At 76.5% G+C, this 17,685-nt stretch carries 16 protein-coding genes and 1 tRNA gene; 8 read left to right on the top strand and 9 right to left on the bottom strand.

The features are described from left to right. Window positions 1-89 precede the first annotated feature (89 nt). The 3 genes from ACFVUH_RS21645 to ACFVUH_RS21635 all read right to left on the bottom strand — a co-directional run bounded on the left by ACFVUH_RS21645 (window position 90) and on the right by ACFVUH_RS21635 (window position 2,409). Entirely contained in the window at window positions 90-986 is an 897-nt protein-coding gene (locus ACFVUH_RS21645; protein WP_387915037.1) for a glutaminase, read from the bottom strand. Window positions 987-1,167: 181 nt separating this feature from the next. Beyond that, on the bottom strand, window positions 1,168-2,214 hold the full coding sequence (locus tag ACFVUH_RS21640) for a cytochrome P450 (protein ID WP_387914948.1): 1,047 nt from the start codon (window positions 2,212-2,214) through the stop codon (window positions 1,168-1,170). A gap of 117 nt (window positions 2,215-2,331) precedes the next feature. Further along, a complete protein-coding gene (locus ACFVUH_RS21635; protein ID WP_350540985.1) occupies window positions 2,332-2,409 on the bottom strand; it encodes a tryptorubin family RiPP precursor in 78 nt (25 codons plus the stop codon). Between the two features lie 523 nt (window positions 2,410-2,932). On the opposite strand from ACFVUH_RS21635, the gene ACFVUH_RS21630 reads away from it, so the two are divergent. Then, window positions 2,933-6,859 carry a tetratricopeptide repeat protein gene (locus ACFVUH_RS21630; RefSeq protein WP_387914947.1) on the top strand — a complete coding sequence of 1,309 codons (3,927 nt, stop codon included), beginning with the start codon at window positions 2,933-2,935 and terminating at the stop codon, window positions 6,857-6,859. Window positions 6,860-6,900: 41 nt separating this feature from the next. Here the strand turns inward: ACFVUH_RS21630 and ACFVUH_RS21625 are convergent, their stop codons facing one another. The 5 genes from ACFVUH_RS21625 to ACFVUH_RS21605 all read right to left on the bottom strand — a co-directional run bounded on the left by ACFVUH_RS21625 (window position 6,901) and on the right by ACFVUH_RS21605 (window position 10,545). Continuing rightward, window positions 6,901-7,743 (bottom strand): inositol monophosphatase family protein, encoded by an 843-nt coding sequence (locus tag ACFVUH_RS21625; protein ID WP_387914946.1) that lies wholly within the window; start codon window positions 7,741-7,743, stop codon window positions 6,901-6,903. Window positions 7,744-7,755: 12 nt separating this feature from the next. Further along, complete coding sequence (locus tag ACFVUH_RS21620) at window positions 7,756-9,081, bottom strand: MFS transporter (protein ID WP_387914945.1); 1,326 nt, start codon at window positions 9,079-9,081, stop codon at window positions 7,756-7,758. Window positions 9,082-9,183: 102 nt separating this feature from the next. Next, window positions 9,184-9,534, bottom strand: a complete 351-nt coding sequence (locus tag ACFVUH_RS21615) for a hypothetical protein (protein ID WP_387914944.1) — start codon at window positions 9,532-9,534, stop codon at window positions 9,184-9,186. Window positions 9,535-9,588: 54 nt separating this feature from the next. Further along, complete coding sequence (locus tag ACFVUH_RS21610; protein WP_387914943.1) at window positions 9,589-10,062, bottom strand: DUF3093 family protein; 474 nt, start codon at window positions 10,060-10,062, stop codon at window positions 9,589-9,591. An 84-nt stretch (window positions 10,063-10,146) separates the two neighbouring features. After that, the gene (locus ACFVUH_RS21605; protein ID WP_380687139.1) at window positions 10,147-10,545 is read right to left on the bottom strand and encodes a DUF4440 domain-containing protein; all 399 of its coding nucleotides are present in this window, start codon (window positions 10,543-10,545) and stop codon (window positions 10,147-10,149) included. 191 nt (window positions 10,546-10,736) lie between these two features. On the opposite strand from ACFVUH_RS21605, the gene ACFVUH_RS21600 reads away from it, so the two are divergent. The 5 genes from ACFVUH_RS21600 (at window position 10,737) to ACFVUH_RS21580 (ending at window position 15,603) form a co-directional block, all read left to right on the top strand. Beyond that, window positions 10,737-10,904: an SflA family class IV lanthipeptide gene (locus tag ACFVUH_RS21600; RefSeq protein WP_387914942.1), complete on the top strand. Its 168-nt coding sequence runs from the start codon at window positions 10,737-10,739 to the stop codon at window positions 10,902-10,904. Window positions 10,905-10,997: 93 nt separating this feature from the next. Further along, complete coding sequence (gene lanL / locus ACFVUH_RS21595; protein WP_387914941.1) at window positions 10,998-13,670, top strand: class IV lanthionine synthetase LanL; 2,673 nt, start codon at window positions 10,998-11,000, stop codon at window positions 13,668-13,670. A gap of 70 nt (window positions 13,671-13,740) precedes the next feature. Next, window positions 13,741-13,812: transfer RNA gene (locus tag ACFVUH_RS21590), tRNA-Glu, on the top strand. 82 nt (window positions 13,813-13,894) lie between these two features. Beyond that, entirely contained in the window at window positions 13,895-14,806 is a 912-nt protein-coding gene (locus tag ACFVUH_RS21585; protein ID WP_387914940.1) for an ornithine cyclodeaminase family protein, read from the top strand. Window positions 14,807-14,958: 152 nt separating this feature from the next. Next, window positions 14,959-15,603, top strand: a complete 645-nt coding sequence (locus tag ACFVUH_RS21580) for a 2'-5' RNA ligase family protein (protein WP_387914939.1) — start codon at window positions 14,959-14,961, stop codon at window positions 15,601-15,603. Between the two features lie 45 nt (window positions 15,604-15,648). Here the strand turns inward: ACFVUH_RS21580 and ACFVUH_RS21575 are convergent, their stop codons facing one another. After that, the gene (locus ACFVUH_RS21575) at window positions 15,649-16,002 is read right to left on the bottom strand and encodes a VOC family protein (protein ID WP_387914938.1); all 354 of its coding nucleotides are present in this window, start codon (window positions 16,000-16,002) and stop codon (window positions 15,649-15,651) included. Between the two features lie 245 nt (window positions 16,003-16,247). Between ACFVUH_RS21575 and ACFVUH_RS21570 the strand changes: the two genes are divergently transcribed. Continuing rightward, window positions 16,248-16,976: a 2OG-Fe(II) oxygenase gene (locus ACFVUH_RS21570; RefSeq protein WP_387914937.1), complete on the top strand. Its 729-nt coding sequence runs from the start codon at window positions 16,248-16,250 to the stop codon at window positions 16,974-16,976. After that, complete coding sequence (locus tag ACFVUH_RS21565; protein WP_355361034.1) at window positions 16,966-17,487, top strand: hypothetical protein; 522 nt, start codon at window positions 16,966-16,968, stop codon at window positions 17,485-17,487. Before ACFVUH_RS21570 ends, ACFVUH_RS21565 begins: the two co-directional genes overlap by 11 nt. Window positions 17,488-17,685: the final 198 nt, after the last annotated feature.

Here is a 17,685-nt window from a genome sequence, read left to right as displayed (position 1 = left end):
GACATAACAAGTTCGTGACCGTCAGCTTCCGGACCGTCACCGGACGGAGCTGTCCGGGCCGGCGGCCGGGGCCCGCGGCCGTGCCGCCGTCAGAACACCGACCAGCCGGTGGCCGTCGTCAGGGCGTCCAGGGCGGCGACGCCGAGCACCGAGTTGCCCGCGGCGTCCAGACCGGGGCTCCAGGTGCAGACCGCGCCCCGGCCGGGCAGGACCGCGAGGATGCCGCCGCCGACGCCGCTCTTGCCGGGCAGGCCCACCCGGTAGGCGAACTCGCCCGCCGCGTCGTAGGTGCCGCAGGTGAGCAGGACGGCGTTGATCCGCTTGGCCTCGCTGCGCGAGAGCAGGCGCGAGCCGTCGGCGCGCACGCCGTGGCGGGCGAGGAAGAGGCCGGCCAGCGCCAGGCCCCGGCAGTCGGCCTCGATCGCGCAGTGCGCGTAGTAGTGGGCGAGCACGTCCTCGACGGGGTTGCGCAGGTTGCCGTAACTGGCCATGAAGTGCGCCATGGCGGCGTTGCGGTGGCCGTGCTCGGCCTCGGAGGCGGCCACCGACCGGTTGACGTCGACGGTCGGATCGCCGGACTCCGCGCGCAGCAGGTCCAGGACGGCACCGGCCGCGTCGCCGGTGAGGTCGAGCAGCCGGTCGGTCACCACCAGGGCGCCGGCGTTGATGAAGGGGTTGCGCGGGATGCCGTGCTCGGACTCCAGCTGGACGAGTGAGTTGAACGGGTTGCCGGAGGGCTCGCGGCCGACCCCGGCCCACAGGCCGTCACCGCCCTCGGCGAGCGCCAGGGCGAGGGTGAACAGCTTCGACACCGACTGGACGGAGAAGGGCCGCCGCCAGTCCCCCGCCCCGAAGACCCGGCCGTCCACGGTGGCGATCGCCATGCCGAAGGCCGCCGGATCGGCCTCGGCGAGTGCCGGGATGTAGTCGGCGACCCGGCCGCGCAGCGGCGAGCGCACGGCGGCGGCCATCGCGTCACGCACCAGCGCCTGGTGGTCCGCACCGGCGCCGTCGGGGTCGTTCGGACCGGTCAGCTCGGTCAGGCCGCTCGTGTCGTTCACCGCGCCATTGTCGTCCTTGCCACCCGGCGGGCCGCGGGCGGGGTCGGCGGCGCGCCGGGGTGTCGGCCCCGGCGCGCGGTGCGCCCGACGCGCCCCCGGGTTCTCCTCAGCGGCGGACCATCCGGACGCCCGAGACCTCCAGCAGGCCGTCCAGCTCGACCCGGCCGACCCGCTGCTCCGGGCTGACCACCAGCCCGTCGCGGCGGACGATATCGAGGATCCGCTCGGCCAGCGGCAGCACCATGTGCCGCCCCCAGCAGCGTTCGTTGGCGTGCCCGAACGGCAGGTAGCCGGGCTGGGTGTCGGGATCGAGGTCCTTCCAGCGCTCCGGGCGGAAGGTCTCCGGGTCGTCCCACAGCCGGGGGTCACGATGGCTCAGCAGCGGGAGCATCAGGATGTCGTCCTTGCGGCCGATCCGGCCGTCGACGGCGCCGAACTCCGGGGAGGCGACCCGCAGGATGTTCCAGGACGGCGGCAGCAGCCGCAGCGCCTCCAGCAGGACGTCCCGATTGGGCACGTCGTCGTCGAAGGGGGCGCCGAGCCAGACCGCGTTGGTCACCAGCGCGGCCACGGTGAAGCAGATCGGCCCCGCCACCCGCCGGTAGAGGTACATCGCGTAGCGGCGGTCGTCGTACGTCTCGGCGTCCAGCACCCGGGCCGCCAGATTCGACAGCGGAATTTCGGTACCCGGCTTTCCGAGCATCGCCGTTCCGGCCGCGACCGCCATCCAGGTCAATTTCGGGGTGAGTTCCAGCCGGCGGTCGACCAGGACCCGGAATCGGAAACTCTCCCGGCCGAAAACGAGGTCCCGGAGATAGACGTGCGGAGTGTGCGGCCATCTCCCGGAGAGGTCCGTCCGCTCGCCCAGCGGTTTCTTCAGCGCCGCCCGGACATCGGCCGAGACGGCCTGCATGAGCGCGGCGGCGTCGGCCCGGGTGACCGACCGACCCTGCACGGGCTTGAAGGTCGGGCGCTCCTCGGCGTTGGCCGGCCGGCTGCGCAGCAGTCCGTCCATGAGGTCGACGCCGGCGACCCCGACGGTGTCCGCCTCCAGGCGGAACAGGTCCTGACCTCGGTACCTGTGCAGGAGCTCGTCGATCCGCGGCGCGAAGAGGGTGACCCGGGCGCTCCGGCCGGTGCTGGACATGGCCATCCGTTACTCCAAGGGTGAGCGGCTGTGGTGGCCGGCTCGCGGTGAGCGGCCCGTGCCCGGCGAGTGCGGGTGGCACTCGCCGGGCACGTGTCCGACGGCGGAAGAACCGCCGGGGAATTAGATCCAGCCGTACCAGGCGTAGGCCTTCAGGCTCTTCTCCGGCATGACCTTCTTCACGAAGTGAACGAGCTTCATGACAGCACCTCCATATCGACAGGGAACGATGACGAACAACTGTTCGGCGAGCGGTCGGCGAGGACGGGCCCCGGGGGGTTCCGCAGAATTCGACCCTCCGCTTTCCGCCGCCGGAAAAAGTGAATCCCAGCCGGAAAACCCGGTCAAGTGACGCAGCTCACCCGGAGTACGGCCGACCGGCGGGTTTGACGCCTCCCGGGCCGCCGGAGCGATCTTGACGCGAGCGCGACAGCGCTGGTCAGGGCCGTGCCCGCCGATGACCCCCAGGTGAACGCGGCCTTCCGCCCGGAGGTCGGGGAGGGGGCGAACGCTCCCGACGAAACGTTCGGTCTGCCCTTTGGGGCAACCCGCCTGCCCCTTCCGTTCCGCACCCCACCGCACGGGCCCGCGACGGGTCGTCACCGCGCACTTCGCCCCCGGGCGCCCGCCTTCGGTGGCGACGCCGCTACCCTGTGCTCCGCAGCGGAACGGCCGACCGGCCGCCAAGCACTCGCTGGGGGCGATTGTGGTCGAACGTCTGGTGGTGGATCTCCACGCCGACGGCCGGATGTCCGTGACGGAGTGGCTCCCGGGGGCCGACGTCCCGGCGCCCGCCGTCGACGCCGGATGGCTGCGCAGGCCCCTGGACGACACGGCCCTGGAGGACCTCCGCTGGTACCTGGAGGACCACCTGCGCACCCCGTTCGGGGCGTACGGCGAGCGGGGCCCGCACATCGCCCGCCAGCTCCCGGACTGGGGGGCGCGGATGTTCTCCGCGCTGCTCGGCGACGGCCCCGGCCGGGACGCCTATCTGCGGGCACGGGCCCGCGGCGGCGCATTGGAGCTCGTGCTGCGCTCGGACTCCGCGCCGCTGCTCGGCCTGCCCTGGGAGCTGATGACGGACCCGGGGCGCCGGGCCCCGCTGGTGCTCGACGACGTGACGGTGAGCCGCTGCCCGGCGGACGCCGACCCGCTCCACGTGCTCGACGCGCTCGACCCGCTCACCGCGACGGACGGGTCCCGGCTGCGGGTCCTGCTGGTGGTTACCCGGCCGGACACCGCCACCGACACCTCCGCGAACGCCGCTGCGGCCGGGACCGCCCTCGACGCCGCCGCACCGACGAGCGCCCTCCCCCTGCTGCGGCGGCTCGGACCGGGACGCGACGCGGTCGAACTCCGGGTGCTGCGCCCGCCGACCCTCGCCGCGCTCGGCGAGACGCTCCGGGAGGCACGCGAGGAGGGCCGCCCGTTCCGGATCGTGCACTTCGACGGACCCGGCGTGCTCTCCGGCACCGGCGACCTCTCCGGTCCCGCCCACGCTCCGCAGGCCTCCCGCGGCCACGACCCCGGCGACGCCCTGGTGTTCGAGCATCCGGACGGGGGCCCGGACCCCGTACCGGTCCAGCGGGTCGCCCGGCTGCTCGCCGCCGCCGCGGTCCCGCTGGTGGTCCTGAGCCCCCATCGGTCCGGGAGCCCGGCCGGACAGGCCGGGGCCGCCGCGGCCCTCCGGCTGCTCCGGGAGGGCGCCGGCGCCGTGCTCGCCCTGCCCTACGGCCCCGGCCCGACGGCCACCACCGCGTTCCTCACCGTGGTCTACGAACGCCTCCGTCGCGGCGAGCGGATCTCCCTTGCGGTGGCGGCCGGCCGTCGGCACCTCGCCGAACAGGACCGGCGCGCCTCCGTCAAGGGCCCGCTGCCGCTGGCCGACTGGACGGTCCCGGCCCTCTACCGCCGCACCGAGGTCGCCTTCCCCGCACTGGCGGCCGAGCGGTCCGCACCGGAGCACGGCGACCTGCCCGACGCCCTCGCGGCCGGACACCGGAGCGCCGTGGACCGCGACGCCCGGGACGGTCTGGAGGGCCTCGCCCCCGTCGGGGCGTTCGTCGGCCGGGACGGCTTGCTGCTCGACCTGGACGCGGGCGCCCGGCGCCACCGGGTGGTCGTCCTGCACGGCCCCGCGGGCGTCGGCAAGACCGAGCTGGCGAAGGCCTTCGGCCGCTGGTGCCGGGACACCGGCGCGGTGGACGGACCGGACGCCGTCGTGCTGCACTCCTTCGAACCCGGCGTGGCCTCGTTCGGACTGGCCGGGGTGGTCGACCGGATCGGCCACCGGCTGCTCGCCGCCGAGGAGTTCGACCCGCTCACGCCCGTCGAGCGCCGGGAGGCCGTCGAGCGGGAGCTCGCCGCCCGGGACGTGCTGCTGATCTGGGACGGCGTGGAGTCCCTGCACACCCTGCACGACCCGGCGGGCGGCACCCCCGCTCCGGGCGAGGAGGAACGCGCCGAACTGCGGGCGTTCCTCGGCCGCGTGGCCGGGCACGGGCGCGGCGCGCTCGTGCTCACCAGCCGGACCCCGGAGGACTGGCTGGGCCCCGGACCGCTGCGGATCGAGGTGCCGGGCCTGGCCCCGGAGGAGGCCGTCGAGTACGCCGAGCAGTTCCTCCCCGCGGACCCCGAAACCGCCCGCAAACGCGGGCTGCGGGTGTTCGGCCAGTTGCTGGAGTGGCCGGACGGGCACCCGTTGACCCTGCGGCTCGTGCTGGCCTCGCTCGACGCACACGAACCCTGGCACGCCCTGGACACCCTCACGCGCGATGCCGAGGCGCGGCCGGGAGGAAGCGGGCCTACGGCACTCACGGTGAGCGCCGCCCACGCGCTGGACCGGCTGACCGCCGCCGACCGGCGGGCGCTGGCCGCCGTCACGCTCTTCCGGGGCACCGCCGACGCCACCGTGCTCGCCCTGCTCTCCCGCCAACCGCCGGCGCCCGAGCGCTTCCGGGACCGCGGCACCGAGGAGTGGCAGCGGCTGCTGGAGCGGGCGGCCGGGCTGGGCCTGCTCACCGCCCGCACCGGCACCGCCTTCCTGGTCCACCCGGCGATCGCCGGCGTGCTCACCGCCCGGTGGCGGGCCGAGGAACCCGGCTTCGCCGAACAGCGGGCCGCCGCCGAGCAGGCCCTGCTGGGCGCCCAGGTCAACTTCTGCCTCCTGCTCACCCGCGAACTGCAGGGCGGCAGCACCGAGTTCGTCCTGACCGCGCTCGACCTCCAGCGGCGGACCATCGGCGGCCTGCTCGGCCGGGCCGTCGAGCAGGGGCTGTGGCCGCAGGCCCTGGCGCTCGTCCGGCCGCTGCACGCCCACTGGAGCGCCCACGGGCTGGACGCCGAGGCGCGCGGCTGGACCGACCGGGTGCGGACCGCCCTGGAGGCCGTCGACGGCCGACCGCCGGCGGCCGACACCCCGGCCGGCGCGCTCTGGCTGTCCGTGCTCGGCGCCGACGCCCGGCGCCTGGTGCGGGCCGGGCGCACCGAGGAGGCCGAGCGGACCTTCCGGGAGATCCACCACGCCGTCGACCGGCGGACCCCGGCCCCGGACCAGCTCGACGACCTCGCCGACGGCTACCAGCAGCTCGGCCGGATCGCGGTGGACCGCGGCGAGTTCGCCGAGGCCGAGCAGTGGTACCTGCACTCGCTCGCGCTCCTGGAGCGGCTCGACGACGCCCACGGCATCGCCATCGGCCACCACCGGCTGGGGGTGATCGCCCACCGCCTCGACCGCCCGGAGGACGCCGAGCGGCGGACCCGGGAAGCGCTCGACGCCTTCGAGCAGCAGGGCGAGTCCCGGTGGGCCGCCGCCTGCCGGCACCAACTCGGCGTACTGGCCCAGGAACAGGGCCGCTTCGAGGACGCCTACCTGTGGTACGGGCGCGCCCTGGCCGACGCCGACCAGCCGGCCGACCGGGCCTTCGCGACGGACCTCCACCACCGGCTCGCCGCCGTCGCCGCCGAACTGGGACGCCTCGCCGCGGCCGAGAAGTGGTGCACGGAGGCGCTGGCCCTCGCCGAGGAGTCGGGCAGCCTGCCCGACACCGCCCGCGGCTACCACCAGCTCGGCGTGCTGGCCACGGCCCAGGAGCGGTTCGAGCAGGCCGAGACCTGGCACCGCAAGGCCCTGGAGATCCGCCAGGACCTCGACGACCGGCCCGGCACGGCCGCCAGCCAGCACCAACTCGGCGTCGTCGCCGCCCGGCTCGGCGACCTGGACGGGGCGGAGGCCTGGCACGCGCGGGCCCTGACGGTCCGGGAGGAGCTGGGCGACCAGGCCGGGGTGGCGGTCAGCTACCACCAGCTCGGGGTGACCGCCCAGACCGGCGGCCGGGCGGCGGACGCCGAGGCCCGGTACCGCAAGGCGCTGGACGTCTCGCACCGGATCGGCGACACACCGGGGCTGGCCCGGACCTTCGGGCAGTTCGGGCTGTTCGCCGCGGAGCAGGGGCGGCCCCGCGAGGCGATGGAGTGGCTGGTGCGCAGCATCACCTGCTTCGAGGAGTTCCCGCACCCGCTGACCTGGCCGAGCCTGGTCAACCTGGGGCTGCTGGCGCGGGACCTCGGCCCGCGGGCCGTGGAGCGGGCCTGGCGCTCGGTCACCGGCCGCCGGCTGCCCGACGCCGTCCGGGACCACGTCGGCGGCTAGCGTCTGCCTCTCGGATCCTGGCGGGAGAGAGCGGCTCGCGGCTACCGGACGGGACGGTCGCCGAGCAGGAGGCGGCGGACCCGGCCGACGGTGGCCGCGTCGCGGGCCGTGGTGAACGGCAGGAGGTTGCCTCCGGCGAGGCGGAAGGGCGTGCCGTCCAGGGTCGCGTGGGCGCCGCCCGCCTCGGCGACCAGGAGCAGGCCGGCCGCGTGGTCCCAGGCGTTCTCCCAGGCGAACACCGTCGCGTCGAGGGCGCCGCGGGCGATCGCCACGTACTCCAGCCCCGCCGAGCCCGCGCACGGCCGGGTGTGCACGCCCTCGGTCCGCAGGTGGGCCAGCGCGCGCTTCGCCTCGGGCGTGGCCTGGAAGGGGAAGGAGGCGGCGATCTCCATCGGCGCGCCCTCGGCCGGGGAGCCCGTCCGCAGCGGGACGCCGTCCAGGCGGGCGCCCCCGCCCCGCAGGGCCGTCGCCATCCGGTCGTGGACCGGGGCGTACGTCCAGGAGGCCAGCAGTTCGCCGCGGTGGGCGAGGGCGACCAGCGTGCAGAACCCCTCGTCGCCGCGGACGAAGGTCCGGGTGCCGTCGATCGGGTCGACGATCCAGACCGGGCGGTCGCCGGCCAGCTCCGCGTACAGGCCGGGGTCCGCGTCGACCGCCTCCTCCCCCACCACGACCGAGCCGGGGAGCAGCGCCGTCAGAGCCGCCGTCAGGTGCGCCTCGGCGCCCCGGTCGGCGACGGTCACCAGGTCGTACGGGCCGTGCTTCTCGGCCACCTGGTCGGCGGTCAGCGCGCGGAAGCGCGGCATGATCTCGGCGGCGGCGGCCCGCCGGACCGCCTCCTCCACCGGGCCCAGGCAGTCCGCGGCGAATCGTTCGTCGATCATCTGTCCATCACATCACAGCTTGGGCTCTCCGGATCCCGACCGAACAGCCGGACGGTCCTGGCGGCCCGGCCGGTCCGGCCTGTCCGGCCCGTCCGGCCCGTCCGGCGCCGCCCCGCGGGTCAGGGCCGGCAGCGCCATGAGCGCCAGGACCGCCGCCACGGCGGCCACGGCGGCGAGCGCCGACCGCAGGCCGACCGCCGAGGCCGTCAGACCGACGGCGGCCGGCCCGACCAGGAAGCCCGCGTAGCCGACCGAGGAGACGACGGCCACGGCGGAGGAACGCGCCTCGGGGCGGGCCCGTGCCCCGGCGAGCGAGAGGATCGTCGGCGCGCACACGGCGGTGCCGAGGCCGGCCACGACGAGCCCCGCGAGCATCGCGCCCACCCCCGGGGCCAGCGCGGCGCCCAGGGTGCCGACGGCCGCCACCGCCGCGCCCAGGGCGAGCAGCCGACGCCGCGGCAGCCGGTCGGCCAGCCCGTGCCCGGCCAGCCGGCCGACGGTGGTGGAGGCCGCGAACACCACCGGGCCGGCGGCGGCCGTACCGGAGCCGGTGTGCAGGACCGAGCGCAGCATCACCGCGCTCCAGCTCTGCCAGGCGTTCTCGACCACGAAGGCGAGCGCGCACAGCACGCCGAGCAGCAGCAACGGGCGGTTCGCGACGCCGCCCGCCCGGCGGCCACCACCGCCGCCGGGAGCGGGCCGCGCCTCCTCCGGGCCCGGGCCGCCGACCACGACGGCGCCACCCGCGAGGAGGACGGCCACCGGCAGCAGCACCGCGACGGCGGAGAGACCACGGCCGAGCGCCAGACCCGTGGCGAGGGCTCCGCACACCACGGAGGCGGAGAAACAGGCGTGGGCGGCGTTCATCAGCGGGCCCGTGCGGCTCTCCTCCGCGCTCGCCAGCGCGTTGAGGCCCACGTCGACGGCCCCGGACGCCGCTCCGAGGACGGCGAGCGCGGCCATCAGCGCCGGGGCGCCGCGGGCGGGTCCGGGCAGCACGGCCGCCACCGCCATCACCAGCAGCAGGAGGGCGACGGCGGTGCGGCCGAAGCGGTCCACGAGCGCACCGGCCGGCCGCATCGAGCAGAGCGCGCCCAGACCGATCATCAGAACGGCGACCCCGAGCTCGCCGTCGTCCACCCGGGCCCGCCGCTGGACCTCCGGGATCAGCGCGCCCCAGCTGCCCCAGAACACGCCGAACACGGCGAACCCCAGCCGTACCCGAACCCGCGCCCGTACCACCGACACCGGCCCCCATCGATCGCGCCGCCCGTCCGGGGTGGTGATGCCCGCCACCGGCCGCCGGACCGCGCCGCCGCGGACGGCGTGCGGAAGCACGGCGCGGCGCCTCGGACGCGGCGGGCGCCCCGCCCCCCCCCCCCCCCGCACATCACTTCGTCGCCACGGCCGGGGGAGCCCCACGTCGTGTCGGGGCCGGGATCAGCGCGGGGTACGGCCCAGGGCCCGGCGCAGCGCGAGGTGGGTCAGCCAGGCCATGCCGAAGGTGAACGGCGCGGCGGTGTCGTCGGCGGGTCCGGGGACGAGCGAGCAGAGCACCATGACGGCGAGCGGTATCCAGACGCGCAGCAGCGCCCGGCGGACGACCGGCCGCCCCGGGGCGAGCGCGGCCGCCCACGGCACGAGCAGGCCGAGCACGGCGAGCGGGGCGGTGAGGCCCGCGTGCTTCACCGCCTCGAACACGGTCCACGCGAGCAGCAGGATCCCGAGCGCTCCCCAGGCGGTCCGTTCGACGGCCCGCTCGGCGGCGCGCTCGGCGGTCCTCCGTGTCATGGCGGCTCTCCCCCTGTACGTCGTGCGCCCGGCCCGCCCGTACCGTACCGGGCGTCAGCGGCCGGTGGCGGCCGGGAGCGAGCAGTGGTCGCGGGCTTCGGCCAGGGCGGCGGCCAGGGCCTCGGGCCGGCGGGTGGAGAGGTACAGGTAGGGGCAGAGCAGGGAGGGTTCGGCGACCTCGACGCGGACGGCGCGCGGGAGGTAGCTGCGGATCAGCAGACGGGCCCGGGGACCGGCCAGCCGGGTGCGCCAGGCGAAGGCGCCGGCCCGGTCGAGGACTTCGACCGCACCCGTGTGCTCGCCGCGCAGCACGATCGGCCCGGCCACCAGGACGCCGTCGCAGACCCGGATCCGGACCGCGCCGTAGCCGTTCAGCGCCGGGGCCACCAGCGCCAGCAGCAGGGCGCCGGCGGCCAGCGCGGGCAGCGGACCGAGCGGGGCCAGCGCGCAGGTGAGCGCGGTGGCGGCCGTCAGGGCGGCGAGCCACCAGTGCAGCGGGACGGAGAGTCGTTCGTCGTAGATCACCACATCCGGGATGCTGCCACGCCGCGGCCCGGTCCCGGCAGCCGGGCCGCCCGGCGCGGTGCGGGCGTGGCGCGGCGGCGCCGGGGCTCAGGCCTCGTCGTACCAGGAGAAGGCGGCGATCCGCCAGCCCTCGGGGGTGCGCACGAACTGGAAGGTCTTCGTCCCGCCGCCCCCGTAGGGCTCGCCGTCCAGGGTGCCGGACTTGCGGTACTCGCCGGTGCGCGAGGCGACGGCCCCCACGATCTCGGTCCGCTCGGAGGTCTCCCACTCCGAGAAGCCGACCAGCCGGCCGTCGTTCAGCAGGCGCTCGCGCGGCTCGACGAACTCCTCGACGGAGTAGACCGTGAACGTCGGGGCGGTGCAGACGATCACTCCCTGCGGGAGCATCAGCCGCCGGAGCCGGGCCACATCGGCGCCCTGGCCGGCGCGGTTGTCGAAGGCGCCGAAGAACTCGGCGGTCAGCTGGTCGATCTCGGTCTTGGACATGGGCCCGACCGTAGCACCGGGCGGTCCGCCGGTCCGCGCCGCGGTGATCGGTCACGCACCGTCAACGGAGTTCCCGCTTCCGGGTGTTCCGGATGTGACGATGCCGCGCCCCTATGGTGAACGCGGATCGCTGGCTAGCATGAACATGCCGTCGAAAGGTATCCGCCGACCCTCTACAGGAGGAGCCCACCATGAGCGCACAGGTCCTGGAGATCCGCGACGCCGGCCTGCTGGAGATCGACGAGGACACCATCGCCTTCGAGGACGAGTTCGACGCGGACCTCGCGCCGGTGGCGTGCATCGACGACCCGTGGGTCACCTACGTCCCCACCCGGTTCGAATGCGGGCTCAACTCCTGACCTCCACCGAGCGGTCCGCGTAACCGGCCGCCGGGCGGGCGCCCGCCCGGCGACCCCAGGGCACGGCGGACCAGGGAGGGAGCGGCGGAGGCCATGGCGACAGCGGCACCACCGGGCCGGGAGCCCGGCCACGGAACGGCCGAGGACGTGCGCTCCCGGATCGCGGCCCGGCTGGCCGCGCCGGACGGCGCCGCGCACCGCCGGCTGCACGCCGGCGACGGCTGGCTGTATCTGCACGACCCGGAGATGCCGGCCCTCGCCCACGGCTGGAAGCTCCACCTCTCCGCCCGCCCCGAGCACCTGCCCGACCTGGTCGACCTGGTGCTCCCCGTCCTGCTCCGGCACCGCTGCGACGCCAAGTTCGCCGCCGACGCCGCCGTGCTGGGCCGGCTCAACTCCGGGCTGCGCGGCGCCGCCGCCGTCGGCAAGGCGGTCACGGTCTACCCGGCCCCGGGCGGGATCGAGGCGCTGGCGGCCGAGCTGGCCGAGGTGCTGGCGGGCCGCCCCGGCCCCCGGGTGGTCAGCGACCGGCAGCTGCGGGCGGACGCCCCCGTCTACTACCGCTACGGGCCGTTCCGGGTCACCGGCGACGACCCGGACCTCGTCATGACCGGCCCCGCCGGGGAGGCCTTCCCCGGCCTCGCCGACGGCGCCTACCGCCAACCGCCGTGGACGGCCGACCCGTTCGCCTCCCGTGCCGCGCGGCGGGAGGCGACCACCCGGGTCGGCGACGGCCGCTACCGGATCACCGCCGGGATCACCCGCTCACCGAACGGGCACGTCTACCGGGCGGTCGAACTCGCCACCGGGCGGGCGGTGGTGGTCAAGCAGGCCCGCGCGTTCGTCGCCGAGGACCCGTCCGGCACCGACGCGCGCGGCCGGCTCCGGCACGAGCGGCGGGTGCTCGACGCGCTCGACGGAGTGCCCGGAGTGCCGCGGGCGGTCGACTACTTCCGGCACGGCGAGGACGAGTACCTGGTGAGCACCGTCCGCGGACCGCACGACCTGCGCCGCGACGTCCTCACCGCGGGCCCGTACCCCGTCGGGGCCGGGGACGCGGGCGGCCGGGGCTGGTGGGCGCTGGCGCGCGGACTGTTGGCCGTCCTGGACGCCGTGCACGCGCGCGGCGTGGTGGTGTGCGACCTCAAGCCCGCCAACGTCGTGCTCGACGGCTCGGGTGGCTGCTCGCTCGTCGACTTCGGCGTCAGCGCCCTCGCCGGTGAACGGCCCGAGGGCGCCACCCTGGGCTACGGCCTGCCCGGCGCCGGCGCGGCACGGCCCGCCGACGACTACTACGCGCTCGGCGCCACCCTGCACTGGGCCGCCACCGGACTCGACCCCGTGGTGATCGACCCGGACCCGGCCGTCAACCGCGAGCGCACCCTCGCCTGTCTGGCCGGCGCGCTCCCGGGGCACGCGCCGGCGGACACGGACGCGGACGCGGTGGTGACGGTGGTGGCCGGGCTGCTCGCTCTCGACGCCGGGGCGCGGACCGCGGCCGCCGCCGAGCTGCGGCGCAGCGGCACCGTTCGGTCCGGCCTCCGTTCCACCCGCCGGGCCCACCGACCGCCGACGGCGACCGGGAAGCTGCTCGACGAAGCCGTCCGGCACACCCTCGACCGCTGTGTCCGGATGGCCCACGACCTGGTCGACGCCGACCCCCGGGGCGGGCGGCCACGCACCCTGCTGTCGTTCTACGACGGCGCCGCCGGACTCGGCCTCGAACTGCTCCAGCACCCGGACCGGCCGCGGGCCCGCGCGGCCGCCACCGCCCTCGCCCGCTGGACGGCCGCCCACCCCGCGCTCGGCCGGCTCGGCCCGGGGCTGTACGACGGCCGGGCCGGCGTCGAGCTGTTCCTCGCCCACGCGGCCCGGCCGCTCGGCACCGAACGACCCTCCGCGTGGGGCGAACCACTCGGCGACGACCTCCCGGCCGACCAGATCTCCGGGGCCGCCGGGGTCGGCACCGCCCGGCTGCTGCTGGCCCGCGCGGCCCGCGCCGACGGCCGCCCGGAGGAGGCCGAACGGCACCTGGCCGTCGCCGCCGAGTGCGCCCGCCGGCTGACCGACGGCCGCCCCACCGACCCCCGGGAGACCCCCAACCCGGGTACGGCGGCGCTTGTCGAGGGCTTCGCCCACGGCCGGGCCGGGCCGGCCCACTTCCTCCTCGCCCTGCCCGACGAGTCCAACGAGTCCAGCGGGTCCGACGGGTCCAATGAGCCCGGCAAGCCCGGCAAGCCCGTGGAGGCCGCCCGGCGCCTGGTCGACGGCCTCGCCGCCGACGTCCCCCGGCTCGCGGCGGCCGCCGGCGCCCCCGGAGCGACCCGCCGCTACGGCTCCTGGTGCCGCGGGCTCGCCGGGATCGGCACCGTGCTCGTCCAGGCCGCCCACCGCCTCGGCGACCCGGCGCTGCTCACCCCCGCCGCGGAGGCGGCGCAGGCCTGCCGCGCGCTGGCGCCGAGGATGGGCATGACCGGGCAGTGCTGCGGCCTGGCGGGCGTCGGCGAACTACTGGTCGACCTGGCCGCGGCCACCGGGGACGAACGCCACCGGCACGCCGCCGAGGAGGTCGCGGGCCTGATCCTGGCCCGCGCCGGCGGTCCCCTGGGCCGTCCGCTGCTGCCCGGCGCCGGTCCCACCGCCGAGTCCCACGCCTGGGCCACCGGCACGCCCGGCGTGCTCGCCTTCCTGCGCCGTCTGCAGCACGGGGGCGGCCCGCGTCCGGGCCGGCTGTTCCCGGCCCGACCCGACGATTTTGGTTTCTGATCATCCGTTGGTAGTTTTTTCCTCGTCGAGAGGGCGGGCCGCGCGAGACGCGGAAAGCCCGGTCGGCCAGGCGTCGGTGGTGCATTGGCAGCACGCCCGCTTTCAGCGGGAAGAGTTCGTTCGATTCGGGCCCGGCGCTCCATCTTCGGGGGTGGCATCCGTACGACGGGTGCCGCCCCCGGCCCGTTTCCCACGTCCCCCGTGCCGGGAGGAGACTGCTCCCCGTGACCCTGCTGCTCTCCCGCACGGACATCGAGGCCGCCCTGGACATCCCGGCCGTCCTGGCCGCCCTCGACGCGGGCTTCCGCACGACGGACCGGCTCCCGGCCGCCCAACGGGTGGGCGCCCGCCTGCCCGGCCCCGGAACCGCCATGTGCCTGATCCCGGGGCTGCTCCCCGACGTTCCCGCGTACACCGTGAAGGTCAACGCCAAGTTCCCGGCCGCCACGCCCGCCCTGCGCGGGATCGTCTGCCTGCACGCCCTGGCCGACGGCGAACTGCTCGCACTGCTCGACTCCGCCTCCGTCACCGCCTGGCGCACCGGGCTGGCCGCCGCACTGGCCACCCACACGCTCGCGCCGCGGCAGGCGCGGACGGTCGCCGTCATCGGCGCCGGCGCGCAGAACCGGACCGCGCTCCGGGCCCTGCGCACCCTGCGGCCGATCGACGAGGTGTACGCCTACGACCTGGACCCGGAGCGCGCCGCGGCCGTCGGCACGGTGATGCCCAGCGCACGGGCCGCCGCCACGGCGGCGGACATCGTGCTCACCGCGACCTGGTCACGCGAGCCGCTGCTCGACGCCGACGTCCTGCGGCCGGGCCTGCACCTCACCAGCCTCGGCTTCGACGAGCCCGGCAAGACCGAACTCTCCCCCGCCCTGCTGCGCGCGAGCCGCCTCGTGGTGGACGACCCCGCGCTCGCCGCCACCTCCGGCGTCCTGCACGACACCACCGTCGACCCGGCCCTCGCCACCCCGCTCGCCGACGTCCTGCGCGGCACCGCCCCGGCCCGCCCCGACGACCGCCCCACCGTCTTCGCCCCGGTCGGCCTCCCCTGGCAGGACCTCGCCCTCGCCTGGCCCGTCTACCTCGCCGCCCGGTCCGACGCCGCGTCGCCCTCCTTCACCTTCCACTGACCCGCCGTGCCGGGTCGCCCCCCGGGAGGCGTACTTCTGGGAGCGCCTCCGCGACGGCTACCGTTTCCGGGGCGGACACCGACGCCCCCCCGGAGCCGACACGCCGACCCACCCCGCCCCGCCCCGCCCGCCGTGCGACGGAGGAGACGACCGTGGAGAAGTTCGTTCCGAAGTACCAGGGCGCGCCGTGGCCCGACGGCGCCCGCGTCCTGCACGTCTACGCCGTCCCCGACCTGCGGACCGACCTCGAACTGGCGACCCTGGTCGGCGAGTGCCGAACGGCGATGCTCCCCTTCCCGATCACCCCGCTCGGCGACACCACCCTGCACTGCACCCTCGACATGATCGCCGACACCACCGCCGAGGAGATCACGACCACCGAGCGCGCCGAACTGGTCGCCGCCCTGCGCGAACACCTCGCCGGCACCGGCCCGTTCGAGGTCATGGCCGGCTCCCCGATCGCCGGCCGGGCCGGGGCCTTCCTGGACCTCTCCCCCGACCACGCCCTGGTCGACCTGCGCGAACACGTGCGCGACGCCATCCGCCGCACCCGCGGCCCCGACGCCCTGCGGCACAACGGCGGCCGCCCCCACATCTCCCTCGGCTACGCCTGGTCCGACGCCTCCTCCGACGCCCTGCAGACCGCGCTCCGCCGGATCTCCCCCAGCCACGCCCCCGTGCACGTCCGCGAGGTCCACCTGCTCGACGTCCGCTTCCGCCTCCACCCGCGCCCCGGCGGCGAAACCGCCTGGCAACTCTCCTGGTCCCCGGTGGCCACCATCCCCCTCACCGCCTGACCCGGCACCCACCGCGTCCCGCTCGGCGGGCAACCTGACCAGTCGTCAGGCGGCCTGCCAGAGCTCGATCCGGTGGCCCTCGGGGTCGGTGACCCAGCCGAAGCGGCCGATCCCCGCCAGGTCCTGCGTCCGCTCGTCCACGGCCGCGCCCTTGGCCCGGAGCTGGGCGAGCATCGCGTCCAGGTCGCGGACGCGGAAGTTGAGCATGGTCTGCTGCTCCCGGGAGCCGAAGTAGTCGGTCCCGGAGTCGAAAGCGGCGAACACCGTCGGGCCGGCGTCCTGCCGCCAGAGGCCGTTGTCGTCGGCGTCCAGGCCGAGGCAGTCGCGGTACCAGGCGCTCAGCGCCGCCGGGTCGGCGGCACGCAGGAAGTAACCGCCGATTCCAAGCACACGTTCCATGCCCGCCATCCTGCCAGGACGGCGATCGGTCGGCGGCCGGTCGGTCAGCGGTCGGCCACCCCGGGCGTGTCGGGGGGCCAGGAGCCGGTGGCCACGATGTGCCCGACGATCCGGAGCGCCTCGGCGAGCGGGACGCCGTCCCGGACGGCGCGGAACGCGAGGGCCGATTTCCGCCAGCCCGGCCCGGGGCGGGAGCGCAGAGTGGGAGGCGTGGGACGGGTCGGACGAGTGACCGGAGAGCGGACGTGAGCGTGCACACCAGGAGCGGGACCCCCGCGCAGCGGGTCGGCGGGGCCGACTGGGCGGCGATCGGCGAGGAGGTCGAGGAGCACGGGAGCGCGCTGACGCCGCCGCTGCTCGACCCCGCCGAGTGCGCCGAGGTGGCCGGGCTCTACGACGAGGTGGAGCGCTTCCGGAGCACCGTCGACATGGCGCGGCACCGGTTCGGCTCCGGGCAGTACCGGTACTTCCGCGAGCCGTTCCCCGCGCCGGTCGCCGCCCTGCGGGAGGCGCTCTACCCGCGACTGCTGCCGATCGCCCGGGACTGGGCGGCCAGGCTCGGCCGGCCCGCACCGTGGCCGGACGGCCTCGCCGAGTGGCTGGAGCAGTGCCACGCCGCCGGGCAGACCAGGCCCACGCCGATCCTGCTGCGCTACCGCGCCGGCGACTGGAACGCGCTCCACCGGGACCTGTACGGCGACCTGGTGTTCCCGCTCCAGGTGGTGATCGGCCTCGACGCCCCCGGGGTCGACTACACCGGCGGCGAGTTCCTGACCGTCGAGCAGCGCCCCCGGGCCCAGTCGCGCGGCAATTCCGTCGCCCTTCCCCAGGGCCACGGCCTGGTCTTCACCACCCGGGACCGCCCCGTGCGGTCCGCCCGCGGCTGGTCGGCGGCCCCCGTCCGGCACGGCGTCGGCACGGTGCGCTCGGGACTGCGGCACACGCTCGGCCTGGTGTTCCACGATGCCGCCTGACGCCCTCCCCCCAGGCCTCGCCACGCCCTGGCCCGAGCCGCACACGGCGGCCGAACTCGACGCCGTCCTGGGACTGGTGGCGCCGGACGCCTCCGTGGTGATCGGGCACGGCCGCGACGAGGCCTCCGTCGCGGCGGCCCGCGCGTTCGCCCGCGCCTTCGCCGAGCGCCGGCGGGCCTGCGGCGGGAGCGTGCTCGACGTCGTCGACTGGCCCGAGGAGGCCGCCTCCTGGCTGCGCCAGGCCCGCCGGTTCACCGCCCCCGCGCCGGACGCCTGGGTGGTGGCCGCCGGGCCGCGCGGCTGGGCGGGCATGAGCCGGCGGCTGCGGCGAAGCACCGACTGGGACCCGGCGCGGACCGTCGGCTTCGCGTCGACCGGCAGCGCCCTCGCGCTCGCGCTCGCCGGTCCGGGCACCCTGGACGGCCTGCGCGGCGCCACGGCGGACGGTCGGACCTGGCAGGTGGGCGGCGGCGGGAGCCACGGCGCGCCTCCCGCCCCGCCGCAGCGCTGAGCGGCGTGGCCGCCCCGGCTGCCGCCCCGGGGGAAACCTCGGTCACAGTCGGCCGATTCGGGGCGGTCGGCGGGCCGGGATCGTGACGTAGGGTCGGCCCCGGGACGGCCGCGCGGGTGGGGGTTCGCGCCGGAGCCGTCCCCGGTGCGGCCGTCGTTCTCGCGATCGGTCACGGTACGGCCGCCCCGGGCACCGTGG

This window comes from Kitasatospora sp. NPDC058032 (genome assembly GCF_042885845.1).
Taxonomy (GTDB): domain Bacteria; phylum Actinomycetota; class Actinomycetes; order Streptomycetales; family Streptomycetaceae; genus Kitasatospora.
The sequence above is the reverse complement of the archived record's forward strand: the minus strand, read 5'-3'. Positions and strand labels throughout refer to the sequence as shown.